This is a genomic window from Stenotrophomonas sp., assembly GCF_050737575.1.
Classification (GTDB): Bacteria; Pseudomonadota; Gammaproteobacteria; order Xanthomonadales; family Xanthomonadaceae; genus Stenotrophomonas.
The window spans coordinates 712,147-725,737 of the sequence record NZ_JBOHXW010000001.1 but is presented as its reverse complement, the minus strand read 5'-3'; the positions used below and the strand labels follow the sequence as shown (position 1 = coordinate 725,737).

Here is a 13,591-nt window from a genome sequence, read left to right as displayed (position 1 = left end):
AAAAGCCAGAGCCAAAAGCCAGAGCCAAAAGCCAGAGCCAAAAGCCAGAGCCAAAAGCCAGAGCCAAAAGCCAGAGCCAAAAGCCAGAGCCAAAAGCCAGAGCCAAAAGCCCAAAGCCCAAAGCCCAAAGCCCAAAGCCCAAAGCACCACTCCATCCAAGCGTCCGCTATTGCCCGGAGCGGAGTTCCAGCTGACCTGGTACGAACCTGGATACGAAGACGGACCGTGCGGCAGTGGCGGCTGCCGTGATAGCCCAGCAGCGCGTGAGTGAGGCGGGGTGCTCCGCAAAAGGACGATGCTGCAGACCGGCATGCGAGGCACCTTCAGGCGGCTCATACTGGCGCCTCATCGGACGTCAGGGGAGAGGGGCGATGCGTGCATTTCTGAAAGGGCTGCTGGCGGTCGTGCTGGGCTTGATCGCCGGCAGCGCGGTGAACATGGGCTTGATCCTGCTCGGCGGTCAGCTCATCCCATCGCCGCCCGGCGTCGATACCAGCACCACCGAAGGGCTGCAGGCGGCCATGCCGCTGCTTGGCCCGGCCCACTTCGTGTTTCCGTTCCTGGCCCATGCATTGGGGACGCTGGCAGGCGCGTTCGTGGCGACGTGGGTCGTTGGACGGCTGAGTCGGGTGCCGGCGTTGCTGATCGGCGTGTTGTTCCTGGCCGGCGGCGTGGCCGCTTGCTTCATGCTGCCGGCGCCGCGTTGGTTTGAAGTGCTGGACGTTGTGCTCGCCTACCTGCCATTTGCGTGGCTGGGCTACCTGCTGGCGCGCAGGCGCGATGTGAAATCTTGAGCAGCAGGTTGTCGTAGAAGTCCGCTGTCCTGCGCATCCGCCAATGAGCCGACTTGCCAGGGGCGGCAATTGCATGTCGCTTTGGTCGTGGTTGCCCTCTGTCAGCGTCGCGGCTGAAGCCGCTCCCACGAAGTGTGCCTGTGTTCAACAGGCCGGCTGTGCCTGCGGCAGCGGCTCGCCGAACGTCAACACGTTGCCGGCCGGATCGACAACGCTGAAATCGCGCATGCCATACGGACGGTCGCCGATGGTGACATCAATCGCCACGCCCGCCAGTTGCAGTTGGGCGTGGTAATCGTCGATGGCATCGATGCTGATGTAGATGCGGCTGATGCCGCCGGGCTTGGCGTCGCTGCGGCAGGTGAGGGTGATCTCCACCTGGTCACGGCACACCGCCGCCACTTCCAGCGGACTGCCCCATTCCCACGCCAGATCAAAGCCCAGCTTGTCCTGATAGAAGGCCAGTGCAGCGGGCAAGTCGTCCGTGCCAAGGAAGGGGGAGATCGAGTGGAAGCGGGAAGTGATCATGGGAGTGATCCGGGGTGCGGTGCCAACCGGATAGTGGCACGATGTCGATCGTAAGGATGCACTCGCCCGGGGCGATCCATGGAGCGAGCACGCCGTGGCCATCAAGGAGGTGTTTTGATGCAATTCCCTGCAGCGCTTTTCCGGATGTTGGTGGTCGCCTGTCTGTTGCTTGTATCGGCCTGTGCCTCTATCCCGTTGTCTACCGCGTTGCGATTTTCCTCGTTTGACGAAAAGGCATTGCATCAGCTTGATCCCGCTGCAGTGCGGGTCAAGGTGTCTGTGCCGCGCGGTAATGAGGTGGATATAGGCGGCACCCGGCTGAAACTGGAGTTGCAGAGCGAGGGTGAGCCATTGAACGTGGCGGACATGCCGTTGCGGCTGCTGGGCACCACCGAGGGAAAACGCAGTGCAGGTATGTTCAGTGCCGACATTCCGGTCACTACCTACGAACTGGCGTTGGCGCCTGAAGGCGCGCACCGGCTACGCGAGCTGCAGCGGCAGATGCTTCACGGTACAGGCCCGGTACGCTTTGAATTCAGTGTCAATACGAAGTTCTCGAAAATGGTGCCGGGTCTGCAGGAAATGACCTTCTGGGTCGACCTCAAATTGCGTTCAACCGATGCGTATATGCCGTTGCTCGATGGTGCGAAAGTGAAGTTCAAGCAGTAGAGCTAGCCGGTACCTGCGAGACGGACGTTTGACGGTCGCGGCTGTCCAACAGTTCAGCCGTTGCGCAAGGACTTGGCGTAGCTGTCGCGGTCGATGTCGAGGATCTCGACGCTGGTTTGCAGCTCCCAGCCATCGGCGGGAATGGCGGTTTCCAACGCAGCCAATAGTGTCTGCGCGATCTCGCGTTTGGTTTCTGCGCTGCGGCCGCTGAGGATGGACAACTTCGCGGTGACGAAGCCACGCGCGGTGTCGGCGGTGCCGATGGCAAACAGGTCAAAACCGATCGCGCGGGTTTTGATATCCATCTCCTGAAATTGCCCGGTGCGCATCAATGCTTGATTGGCCGCGCGCAGCACTGCGGGTGTGATCGCGGTGGCGAGGTTGTTGCTGTATTCGAGGGTGAGGTGCGGCATTGCGATGGATTCCTGATCAGCGATGGGTTGCTTGCAGCAGCGCGTTGATGCGCTGCACGTCAGCATCGGAGTATTCGATGTGCATCGGCGTGTCGCTCAGCGGTGGAGGTGCGTTGGCGTCCCGCAGCTCGGTGTCCAATCCGCTCTTCGGCAGGTAGATGGGCGCATCAACCACAAAGCCACGTTCCGGGTAGCGGCCGTGAATTGCGTGATGGAGCTGGATGGCGTCCAACAGCGTGAGTGCCGGGCCAGGATGCATGCCGTCGGCGTCATACCATTGCAGTTCGGGCGCAATGGCAGATGCGTTGCGCAGGGCTTCCGAAATTTCCACATAGGGAATGTCGGCCTGCTCGGCGGCGGCCGCTTCCCGTTTGACCAGTTCGGCCGATGCGCCGGGATGGTTCTGGTAACTGCCAAGCAGGAAGACGCGCGCGCCGCTGTCACGGCCAGCGCTCGCCAGGGCTTTCAGCGCTGCTTGCGATTGCGTACAGGCGGTTTTGTCGGGCATGCACAGCAAGGTGCCGCCTTGTTCCTGCAGCACCACAATCGCGGGGCGCTGCTCACGCAATGCCTGTTGCACGGAGCCATCGACGAGGCGTTCGTTCAACCTCGCACCGCCTTTGACGATCATCTGGCTGTGCAGCGGTTGGCCATTGGCTTGGCTCAGCGCTGCGTAGGTCGCCGGCAGATTGCCAACGTAGATCAGGCTGTTGCCGACAAACAGTGCCCGAGGTGATTCGGGCGCTGTCCTGGCGTTGGCTGCATTGGCCACCGAGGTGAACACCATCGCGCTCAGCAACATCCATTTGCGCATTGCCTGTTTCCTGTCGTTGGACGGAATGTCGAGCAGCCTGTGACTTGCGTTACCAGTCGATGGTTCCCTGGATGACGGTCTGCACCTGACCACCGGACCAGACATCGCCGTGTTCGTCGATGCTCAATTCCAGCAGCGCATCGTGGCCGACCTCGCGGCCCTGGCTGGCGGTGTAGCGCTTGTTGCTGCTGGGCAGGGCGCCGCGTTCGTCCAGCCACGCGGCCAGCACCGCATTGGCCGCGCCGGAAGCGGCATCTTCAAAGCGGCGGCCGTTGCCGACGAAGGCGCGCACGACCAGTTGATAGCCTTCGCCCGTGCTGCGCGCATAGGCAAACACACCCATCGCGCCGGTGGCTTCGGCCAAGGTGGCGATGGCGTCCCAGTCGGGCGTGAGCTTGCGCAGGGCTGCTTCATCGGCAACTTCGACAACCCACCAACGGCGGCCGCCGTCCATCAGTGCGGGCGGCAAGCTGCCCAGCGGCCAGCCGACGATGGCCGGCTGCAGGCGCGGGTCATCGGCGCGGACGACTTCGGCCACCGATGCGCGCGGCGTGCGGATGGCGATGGTGCGCACGCCGTTGTGCTGGCTGACACGCAGCGGCAATTGCCCGGCGATGCCGTCCTGGATGAACTGACCATCGACCGGCGCGGCGATCCCGGCTTCAAGCACGGCGTGCGCGCTGCCGACGCTGGGATGGCCGGCGAACGGCACTTCCTTCTGCGGCGCGAACATGCGGATGCGGTAGCTGCTGCCCGGCGCGATGGGCGCGCTGATGAAAGTGGTTTCAGGCAGGCGAGTCCAGCGGGCGATGGCCTGCATGGCGACATCGTCCAGGCCTTCGGCATCGAGCACGACCGCCAGTGGATTGCCGGTGCCAGGGCGGGGTGCGAAGACATCGAGTTGCAGGAAGCGGCGGGTGGTCATGGGGAGTTCCGAAGGCGGTTGCTGTTGTAGTGGTTGTTGCTGTTGCTGTTGCTGTTGTTGCTGCTGTTGTTGTAGTGGTTGTTGCTGTTGCTGTTGCTCAAGCCCCTCTCCCCTTGCGGGAGAGGGGTTGGGGAGAGGGGGAGCGGACACAGTCCGCTTGCGCTGTGCTTTCTGTGTTGTAGCCTGTCAAGCCAAAGACAAAAGCGTGCGTGCTTCGCCCGCTTTCCCTCATCCGCCCCTTCGGGGCACCTTCTCCCGTCAACGGGAGAAGGGAGGGCTGCACGATCTGTTGATGTGCGTGCGACGCCACTTCACCACTCGATCTGGCCGCTGATGACCTGCTGCACTTCGCCACCGATCCAGATATTGGATTCCGCATCAATCTCCACCCGCACTTCGCCATTGCGGCCGAGTTCGCGGCCTTGGCTGGCCAGGTACTGGTCGCCGGGTTTGATCCGGCCTTCGGCCAGCAGGTGGGCGGCGACCAGCGCGTTGGCGCTGCCGGTGACCGGGTCCTCGTTGACGCCCACGCCCGGCGCGAAGGCACGCACCACATATTGATAGCCCACGTCCGGCCGATCGGCAGGGGCGAAGGCGGCCAGCTTGCCGCGGGCGGGCAGGGCGGCGATGGCGGTGAACTCGGGCTTGTAGCGGCGCAGTGCTGCTTCGCTGCTGGCTTGCAGCAGCCACCAGTCCGGGCCGTTGTTCCACAGCGCCGGCGACTGTCCCGGGTACGCCAATGCCGTCAGGCCTTCGGGCAGATGGGTCAGCGGGGTGTCGCGGCGCTCGGCTTTCGGGCTGCGGACCTTGATCTGGCGGAACCAGCGACCGCCCTGAACCTGCACCGGCAGTAGCCCGGCTGCGCATTGCTGGATCAAACGCCCTTCATCATCGGCAGTAGCCAGCCCCAGTTCCACGGCCGCCCATGCCGCACCCACGCTGGGATGGCCGGCGAACGGCAGCTCGCCCTTTGGCGTGAAAATACGGATGTGGTAGCTGGCGCCGTCGTCCGGCGGCAGGAAAAAGATGGTCTCGGAGAGGTTCAGCCAGGCCGCAATGGCCTGCATGCCTTCGCCATCCAGGCCGTCGCAGTCGACGACCACGCCCAGCGGGTTACCCGCGCCGGCACGGGCGGAAAATACATCCAATTGCAGATAGCGACGTGCGGACATTGCAAACCTGTTCCAGACGGGGCAGGGAAGCTTACCAGCGCACCTGTCCGGCGATTCCATACGGTGGCATGTGCAGGAATGTCGTCTCGCCCGTATAGGAGCGGCCTTGGCCACGAAGCCGATGGGCTTCCAGATCGCAGGGTTTCAGGGTGCCAACACGTTCCGGGCTTCGCGGCCGAGGCCGCGCCTACATTCGAGAGTAGGCGGATGGATGACCCGATTCGTTTCAAGTGCTACTTTCTCCGCCCCGGAGAGGGGCGCCGCAGCGATGGTATCGGCCGAAATCAGCGGTCCGGCCCGGGTGGGCTTGGCTTAGAATCGGGGGTTCCGCCCGCGTCGTCGGGTCTTTCTTCCATCAGTGAACCCCCAAAGCCAATGTCCGCTTCCCCAATTGCTGATCGCTGGATCGTCCTCAAGTTCGGTGGCACCTCGGTGTCCCGTCGTCATCGTTGGAACACGATCGGGGAACTGGCGAAAAAACGGGCGGACGAGACGGGTGGCCGGGTGCTGGTGGTGGTGTCGGCCCTGTCGGGCGTCACCAATGAATTGACCGCCATTGCCGATGGCGCCGCCGACAGCCGGCAGCGCGTGGTCGCGCTGGTTGCCCGTCACAACGAATTCCTGGTCGAGCTGGAGCTGGGCACCGAGGTGCTGGCCGACCGCTTGGCCGCCTTGCAGGCGCTGCTGGATGATCCGCGCGCCGCCAGCCGTCCGTTGGATTGGCAGGCCGAAGTGCTGGGCCAGGGTGAGTTGTTGTCGTCCAGCGTTGGCGCGGCGTACCTGCGCAGCAACGGCCTGGATTTTGGCTGGATGGATGCGCGCCAGTGGCTGCGCGCGCTGCCGCCGGCACCGAATCAAACCGCTTGGTCGCAGCGTCTGTCGGTGAACTGTCACTGGCAGGGCGAGGCGGACTTCAAGCAGCGGTTCTCGGCGCAGCCCACCCGCATGCTGATCAGCCAGGGCTTCATCGCCCGCCACGAAGACGGCGGCACCGCCATCCTCGGTCGTGGTGGCTCCGATACCTCGGCGGCCTACTTCGGTGCATTGCTGGGCGCCAGCCGCGTTGAAATCTGGACCGACGTGCCAGGCATGTTCAGCGCCAACCCGAAGGATGTGCCGGACGCGCGTCTGCTTACCCGTCTGGACTATTACGAAGCGCAGGAAATCGCCACCACCGGCGCCAAGGTGCTGCATCCGCGCTCGATCAAACCGTGCCGCGATGCCGGCGTGCCGATGGCCATCCTCGATACCGAGCGCCCGCACATGCCGGGCACCAGCATCGACGGCAGCGCCGAGCCGGTGCCGGGCGTGAAGGCAATCAGCCGCCGCAACGGCATCGTGCTGGTGTCGATGGAAGGCATCGGCATGTGGCAGCAGGTGGGCTTCCTGTCCGATGTGTTCAACCTGTTCAAGAAGCACGGTCTGTCGGTGGACCTGATCGGCTCGGCCGAGACCAACGTCACCGTGTCGCTGGACCCGTCCGAGAATCTGGTCAATACCGATGTGCTGGCCGCGTTGTCGGCGGACCTGTCGGAGATCTGCAAGGTCAAGGTGATCGTGCCGTGCGCGGCCATCACCTTGGTCGGTCGCGGCATGCGCTCGCTGCTGTACAAGCTCTCCGACGTGTGGGCCACGTTCGGCAAAGAGCGCGTGCACATGATTTCGCAGTCGTCCAACGACTTGAACCTGACCTTCGTCATTGATGAAGCCGATGCCGACGGCCTGCTGCCGATCCTGCACGGCGAATTGATCGACAGCGGCGCGATGCCGGTTTACGAAGAGCAGGTGTTCGGCCCGCGCTGGCGCGAAATCATCGGCACCATCCGCCCGCGGCAGACGCCGTGGTGGCAGGCGCCGGCCAAGCGGCAGAAGCTGCTGGAACTGGCCGCACAAGGTACGCCGGCCTACATCTACGACCTGGACAAAGTGCGTGAGCGCGCGCGCCAGTTGAAGGCGATCAGCGCCATCGACCGCCGCTTCTACGCGATCAAGGCCAACTCGCATCCGGAAATCCTGCGCACGCTTGCCGCTGAAGGTTTCGGCCTGGAATGCGTGTCGCAGGGCGAAGTGGAACTGGTGTTTGCCTCGGTGCCGGGCATCGCGCCCGAGCGCGTGTTGTTCACGCCAAGCTTCGCGCCGATCAGCGAGTACGAAGCGGTGCTGGCGCGTGGCGTCACCGTCACGGTGGACAACGTCGAGTTGCTGCAGCGCTGGCCGGACGTGTTTCGTGGCCGCTCGCTGTGGCTGCGTATCGACCTGGGCCACGGCGACGGGCACCACAAGAAGGTGAACACCGGTGGCAAGGAGTCCAAGTTTGGTCTGTCCGCGCTGCGCGTGGACGAATTCATTGCCGCCGCGCGCACGCTGGATATCCGCATCACCGGCGTGCATGCACACCTGGGCAGCGGCATCGAGAACAGTGGCCACTGGAAGCAGATGGTCGATGAAATGGCGGGCTTCGCACGCCGCATCGGCAGCGTGGAAATTCTCGATATCGGCGGCGGCTTGCCGGTGCCGTACAGCGACGACGACGAGCCGTTTGATCTGGATGCATGGGCCGTTGGTCTGGCTGAGATCAAGACCGTGCATCCGGCGTTCCAGCTGGCGATTGAACCGGGCCGCTTCATGGTGGCCGAATCCGGCGTGTTGCTGACCCATGCCACTCAGGTGGTGGAGAAGGATGGCGTGCGCCGCGTCGGCCTGGATGCCGGCATGAACGCGCTGCTGCGCCCGGCGTTGTACGACGCGTGGCACGACATCGCCAACCTGTCGCGATTGGACGATGTGCGCGATGTGGATTTCAGCGTGGTCGGCCCGATCTGTGAATCCAGCGACGTGTTCGCGCAGCGGGTGAAGCTGCCGTCCACCACCACGCCGGCCGATGTGATGTTGATTGCCGATGCCGGCGCCTATGGCTTCAGCATGGCCAGTACCTACAACCAGCGCGCTCTGCCGCGCGAGGACATCATCGATGCGTGATGACGTCTGCTCCCTGCGAAAACCTCTGTCGTTGCGCGACCCCGCGTAACGACTTGCCTGCTTCCCGGATACGCCATGACAGCTTTTGATAAACACCAGGTTTCCCGTTTCCGCTTCGTCCGCTGCGATTTCGCTGCGGACACTGGCGTGGCGCGGCTGGTCTACGCCTTCGACGACGGCCCGGAACTGACCGAGACCGTCACCGTGCCGGGTGCGCCGTTCCAGCTGGAAGGCGAACGCGCGGCAGCGGTGCAGCGCGCAGTGCAACTGCTGCACCTGATCGCGGGCGTGAGCTACTACAAGGCGGCGGTGCCGGCGTTGGTGAGCATCGACAGCTATGCGATCGATGCAGAAACGGCTGCATTGGTGGAAGCGGTGTACCTCAACGGCCTGGGCGAGTTTGCGTATCGCAACGGCTTGAACCTGCGCGGCCGCTTCAAGCTGCCGGTGGCTTCGCTGCCCTCACCCCCAACCCCTCTCCCGCATGCAGGAGAGGGGAGCAAGGCGCCTTCGCTCGGGTTGACCCACCACGCCCTCGTCGCTATCGGTGGCGGCAAGGATTCGCTGGTCAGCATCGAAGCGCTGCGCAATGCTGGCGTGGCCGAAACCGTGACCTGGATTGGCGGCTCGCAGCTGATCCGCGCCTGCGCCGAACGCACTGGCCTGGCGACGCTCAACATCGGCCGCACGCTGGCGCCGGAATTGTTCGAGCTCAACCGTCAGGGCGCATGGAATGGACACATTCCGGTGACCGCCGTGAACTCGGCCATCATGGTGCTGGCCGCCTTGGTGCAGGGCGTAGACCAAGTCGTATTCTCCAACGAGCGCTCGGCCAGCTATGGCAGCCAGATTCCCGGCACCGGCGAGGTCAATCACCAGTGGTCCAAGGGCTGGGCGTTCGAGAAGGCATTTGGCGAATACGTGCAGCAGCACGTTGCCGCCGACCTGAATTACTACTCGTTGCTGCGTCCGTTGTCTGAACTTGCCGTGGCCCGCCAGTTCGCCAAGACCGATTTCTACGACGCGCATTTCTCCAGCTGCAACCGCAATTTCCACATCCTCGGCGAGCGCCCGGTGAACCGCTGGTGCGGCGTCTGCCCGAAGTGCCACTTCGTGTTCCTGGCGCTGGCGCCGTTCATGCCGAAGATGCGCTTGGTGCGTATTTTTGGTCGCAACCTGCTGGACGACAGCGAGCAGGCGGGCGGCTACGACGCGCTGCTGGAGTTCCAGGACCACAAGCCGTTCGAGTGCGTGGGCGAGGGCAAGGAATCGCGTGCCGCGATGGCGACCTTGGCGGCACGCCCGGAGTGGAAGGAAGACGTGTTGGTGAAGCGTTTCGCCAGCCTGATCCAACCAACGCTCTCCGCTGAAGAACTGCAGATCGAACCATTGATGGTCATCGACGGCGAACACCGTATTCCGGCAGCATTGTGGGAGCGCCTGCGTGCGAATTTCGCAGCTTGAAGGCAAGCGCGTCGCGCTGTGGGGCTGGGGACGTGAAGGACGCGCGGCTTATCACGCGTTGCGTGAAAGGGAATGGGGAATCGGGAATGGGGAATCGGAAGAGCGGTTTCCTGCGCGTCTGACCGTGCTTTGTTCTGCGGCGGAAGCCGTTGAAGTAACTGCGCTTGGCGATGCGTACTTGCGTGTTGAAACCGAAATCAGTGGCGAGCTGCTGGCCGCGTTCGACGTGGTGATCAAGTCGCCTGGCATCAGTCCCTACAAGCCCGAAGCACAGCAGGCGCTGGCGCAGGGGACGCAGTTCATCGGTGGCACCTCGTTGTGGTTCAGCGAGCACGCCGATGCCAACGGCAACCTGCCCAACACCGTGTGCGTGACTGGCACCAAGGGCAAGAGCACCACGACCTCGCTGCTGGCGCACCTGCTGCGCGCGGCGGGGCATCGCACTGGTTTGGTCGGCAACATCGGCCTGCCGTTGCTGGAAGTGCTGGATGTCGAACCGGCGCCAGACTACTGGGCGGTGGAGTTGTCGAGTTACCAGACCGGCGAAGTGGCGCGCAGCGGTACGCGGCCTGACGTCGCCATCGTGCTGAATATTTTTCCCGAGCATCTGGACTGGCACGGCAGCGAGCAGCGTTACATCGACGACAAACTGTCGCTGGTGACTGGCGGCCACCCGCGTGTGGCGGTGCTTAATGCCGCCGACGAACATCTGCGCAACTTGCAGCTGCCGCACAGCGAGATCATCTGGTTCAACCAGCCCGATGGCTGGCACATGGTGGGTGAGGTCGTGCATCGCGGAACGCAAGCGGTGTTTGATACCTCAAATACACCGCTGCCTGGCCGACACAATCGCGGCAACCTGTGTGCGGTGTTGGCTGCCGTTGAAGCGCTGGGGCTGGATGCGGTGGCCTTGGCGCCGGCGGTGCAGAGCTTCCGCCCGTTGCCCAATCGCCTGCAGCTGCTGGGCGAGCGCGACGGCCTGCGCTGGGTCAATGATTCCATCAGCACCACGCCGCACGCATCGCTGGCGGCGCTGGATTGTTTTGCCGGACAGCGCATTGCACTGCTTGTTGGCGGGCATGATCGCGGCGTGGAGTGGCAGGATTTCACCGAGCACATGCGCAACAACGCGCCGGTGGAAATCGTGACCATGGGCAATAACGGACCGCGTATCCACGCGCTGCTGCAACCGCTGGCCGACGAAGGTCGGTTCGGTCTGCATGCCGCCGGTGATCTGCCGCACGCCGTGGAACTGGCGCGTGCCGCATTGGGCGAGCAGGGCGGCGTGGTGTTGCTGTCGCCAGGAGCGCCCAGTTTTGGTGCGTACAAAGACTATGTGGCGCGCGGTCGCCACTTCGCCGAGCTAGCGGGGTTTGATCCGGACAGCATCAGTGCGATTCCGGGATTGGGCGTGGATTGAGGGTTGGGTTTCTTTAGCTAGAAGCTTCCCCTCACCCCAACCCCTCTCCCGCAAGCGGGAGAGGGGCTAATGCACTACGAGCCGACGCAATCCGAGCCCTCTCCCGCAAGCGGGAGAGGGGCTAATGCACTACGCAATCCGAGCCCCTCTCCCGCGAGCGGGAGAGGGGTTGGGGTGAGGGGAAGCTTCTAGCTCAGGAACACCCCGAGCCGTAGACTCCAGCCAAACCCAGCAAACCGGAGCACTCCCATGCAAGCAGCACGAAAGTGGCAGTTGGCAGTACTGGCGTTGTGCGTGTCCGCAGCCCTGCCTGCCTTCGCAAAAATGCAGCAGCGTCCGCTGGAATGGCAGCACGAAGGCACGACCTTCAGTGGCGTGCTGGTCTATGACGACGAAGGTGATGCACGCCGCCCGGGCGTGGTGATGGTGCCCAATTGGCGCGGCGTCAACGCATCCGCCGTGGCCAAGGCCGAACAGATTGCCGGCGACGATTACGTGGTGCTGGTCGCCGATGTGTACGGCAAGAACGTACGGCCCAAGGACAATGCCGAAGCCGCTGCTGCGTCCAAGCCCCTGCGTGATGACCGCGCAGTGCTGCGTGCCCGTGCCAATGCGGCGTTGGAAGCGTTGAAATCACAAGCAGGCAGGGCACCCTTGGACGTGGCGAATATCGCGGCGGTAGGTTTCTGTTTCGGTGGCACCACCGTGCTGGAAATGGCGCGCGCGGGCATGCCGTTGGCCGGTGTGGTCAGTCTGCACGGCGGGCTGTCCACGTCAGCGCCGGCCGCAGCCGGGAGCGGCAAAGTGCCGATCCTCGTGCTTAACGGCGCGGCCGATCAGGGCGTGACCGGCGATGACATCGCCGCATTTGGCAAGGAAATGGACGGAGCGGGCGCGGATTGGCAGTTCGTCAATTTCAGCGGCGCGGTGCATTGCTTCGCCGAATCCGATGCCAACAGCCCGCCGGGCTGCCTGTACGACCCGCGTGCGGCCAAGCGTGCCTGGAAGATGATGGACAACTTCCTGGAAGAACGTCTGGGCGATTGATCCGCCGGAGCGCGTGGTCACGACAAACCCAGGCTGGGATTGCATCCCAGCCTACGGCTTCAGAGGCGGCTCTTTGCAGCGTCTATTGCGCCGCTGATTGCCGCGCGTGCCTGCGGGCTGTTGCGCCAGCAGCTGCTGCCCAGCATGGCCGATGCCTGGCTGACGATGTCCATCGTCTCGGCATCGGCCAGTTGTGCCAATGACTGGAAACCCATCTGTTCCAGCCGTGCCACCACGGTGGCGCCGACGCCTTTCACCGCCAGCAACACGGCGCGTTCTTCGTCGCTGAAGCCGTTGCCCGCCACCATGCGATCAGTGGCTGCGTTCGACGGCGTAACGGGCCAGACCGCGCAGGGCGGCGACCGCGTCGCATTCGGCCAGGCCGGACAATGCCTGTTCGGCGGCGTCGGCGTATTCCACGGCACGCGTGCGGCTGTATTCCAACCCGCCGGTGGCATGGATGGCGGCCAGCACTTCCGGCATCGCGCTGGCGTCGCCGTTCTGCACGATTTCACGTAGGCGCTGGCGGGTGGCCTCGTCGGAATGGGCCATCGCATGGATCAGCGGCAGCGTGGCCTTGCCTTCGGCCAGATCGTCGCCGAGGTTCTTGCCAAGTTCTTCAGCATTGGCCGAATAATCCAGCACATCGTCGGCGATCTGGAAGGCATAGCCCAGGTTCATGCCGTAGTCGTAGAGCTTCTGCTGCACGAGCTCGTCCGCGCCGGTGGCCAGTGCGCCCAGGCGCGTGCCGGCGGCGAACAGCACGGCGGTCTTGCGCTCGATCACGCGCAGGTAGGCGGCTTCGTCGGTGTCCGGATTGTGGACGTGCAGCAGCTGCAGCACTTCGCCTTCGGCGATGCGGTTGGTGGTGTCGGCCAGGATCCGCATCACCGGCATGCGGTCCAGCTCGACCATCAGCTGGAAGCTGCGTGAGTACAGGAAGTCACCCACCAGCACGCTCGGGGCGTTGCCCCACAGTGCGTTGGCGGTGCTGCGGCCTCGGCGCAGGTCCGATTCGTCGACCACGTCGTCGTGCAGCAGGGTGGAGGTGTGGATGAACTCGATGATCGCCGCCAGCTGGTGGTGCTCCGGGCCAGCGCCGCCGACCGCATGACCGGCCAGCATCACCAGCATCGGGCGCAGGCGTTTGCCGCCGGCGGAGATGATGTGGTCGGCGATCTGGTTGATCAGGATCACGTCGGAGGACAGGCGCCGGCGGATCAAGGCATCGACAGCCGCCATGTCCGGTGCGGCAAGGGTCTGGATGGCAGGCAGGCCCAGCGCGGGGCGGAGATCTTCGACGAGGCTCATACGGTTGCTTCTTGGGGTACCGGCCGATTATAGGCGGTGCGGGCGAAAGACTGGC

The 13,591-nt window shown here is 64.1% G+C and carries 13 protein-coding genes; 6 read left to right on the top strand and 7 right to left on the bottom strand.

What is annotated here, in order from left to right:
• Positions 1-371 precede the first annotated feature (371 nt).
• The gene (locus ACREP4_RS03250; RefSeq protein ID WP_431594750.1) at positions 372-794 is read left to right on the top strand and encodes a hypothetical protein; all 423 of its coding nucleotides are present in this window, start codon (positions 372-374) and stop codon (positions 792-794) included.
• A 144-nt stretch (positions 795-938) separates the two neighbouring features.
• On the opposite strand, the gene ACREP4_RS03245 is transcribed toward ACREP4_RS03250, so the two are convergent.
• A complete protein-coding gene (locus ACREP4_RS03245; protein ID WP_431594749.1) occupies positions 939-1,322 on the bottom strand; it encodes a glyoxalase superfamily protein in 384 nt (127 codons plus the stop codon).
• 144 nt (positions 1,323-1,466) lie between these two features.
• Between ACREP4_RS03245 and ACREP4_RS03240 the strand changes: the two genes are divergently transcribed.
• Positions 1,467-1,991: a hypothetical protein gene (locus ACREP4_RS03240; protein WP_431594748.1), complete on the top strand. Its 525-nt coding sequence runs from the start codon at positions 1,467-1,469 to the stop codon at positions 1,989-1,991.
• A gap of 53 nt (positions 1,992-2,044) precedes the next feature.
• On the opposite strand, the gene ACREP4_RS03235 is transcribed toward ACREP4_RS03240, so the two are convergent.
• From ACREP4_RS03235 to ACREP4_RS03220, 4 genes are all read right to left on the bottom strand, one after another.
• Positions 2,045-2,404, bottom strand: coding sequence for a 5-carboxymethyl-2-hydroxymuconate Delta-isomerase (locus ACREP4_RS03235; protein WP_431594747.1), 360 nt, complete (start codon positions 2,402-2,404; stop codon positions 2,045-2,047).
• Between the two features lie 16 nt (positions 2,405-2,420).
• Positions 2,421-3,218 (bottom strand): hypothetical protein, encoded by a 798-nt coding sequence (locus ACREP4_RS03230; RefSeq protein WP_431594746.1) that lies wholly within the window; start codon positions 3,216-3,218, stop codon positions 2,421-2,423.
• A 49-nt stretch (positions 3,219-3,267) separates the two neighbouring features.
• A complete protein-coding gene (locus tag ACREP4_RS03225; RefSeq protein WP_431594745.1) occupies positions 3,268-4,143 on the bottom strand; it encodes a PhzF family phenazine biosynthesis protein in 876 nt (291 codons plus the stop codon).
• A gap of 311 nt (positions 4,144-4,454) precedes the next feature.
• Complete coding sequence (locus tag ACREP4_RS03220) at positions 4,455-5,315, bottom strand: PhzF family phenazine biosynthesis protein (protein ID WP_431594744.1); 861 nt, start codon at positions 5,313-5,315, stop codon at positions 4,455-4,457.
• Between the two features lie 375 nt (positions 5,316-5,690).
• Here ACREP4_RS03220 and ACREP4_RS03215 point away from each other — a divergent pair, with 375 nt between their 5' ends.
• The 4 genes from ACREP4_RS03215 to ACREP4_RS03200 all read left to right on the top strand — a co-directional run bounded on the left by ACREP4_RS03215 (position 5,691) and on the right by ACREP4_RS03200 (position 12,225).
• Positions 5,691-8,294 (top strand): bifunctional aspartate kinase/diaminopimelate decarboxylase, encoded by a 2,604-nt coding sequence (locus ACREP4_RS03215; RefSeq protein WP_431594743.1) that lies wholly within the window; start codon positions 5,691-5,693, stop codon positions 8,292-8,294.
• 75 nt (positions 8,295-8,369) lie between these two features.
• Positions 8,370-9,758, top strand: coding sequence for a UDP-N-acetyl-alpha-D-muramoyl-L-alanyl-L-glutamate epimerase (gene murL, locus ACREP4_RS03210; protein WP_431594742.1), 1,389 nt, complete (start codon positions 8,370-8,372; stop codon positions 9,756-9,758).
• Entirely contained in the window at positions 9,739-11,178 is a 1,440-nt protein-coding gene (gene murD / locus ACREP4_RS03205; RefSeq protein ID WP_431594741.1) for a UDP-N-acetylmuramoyl-L-alanine--D-glutamate ligase, read from the top strand. The genes murL and murD overlap by 20 nt, the downstream gene beginning before the upstream one ends.
• Before the next feature lie 249 nt (positions 11,179-11,427).
• Complete coding sequence (locus tag ACREP4_RS03200) at positions 11,428-12,225, top strand: dienelactone hydrolase family protein (RefSeq protein ID WP_431594740.1); 798 nt, start codon at positions 11,428-11,430, stop codon at positions 12,223-12,225.
• Positions 12,226-12,284: 59 nt separating this feature from the next.
• On the opposite strand, the gene ACREP4_RS03195 is transcribed toward ACREP4_RS03200, so the two are convergent.
• A complete protein-coding gene (locus ACREP4_RS03195; protein WP_431594739.1) occupies positions 12,285-12,533 on the bottom strand; it encodes a helix-hairpin-helix domain-containing protein in 249 nt (82 codons plus the stop codon).
• A gap of 4 nt (positions 12,534-12,537) precedes the next feature.
• Entirely contained in the window at positions 12,538-13,536 is a 999-nt protein-coding gene (locus ACREP4_RS03190) for a polyprenyl synthetase family protein (protein WP_431594738.1), read from the bottom strand.
• Positions 13,537-13,591: the final 55 nt, after the last annotated feature.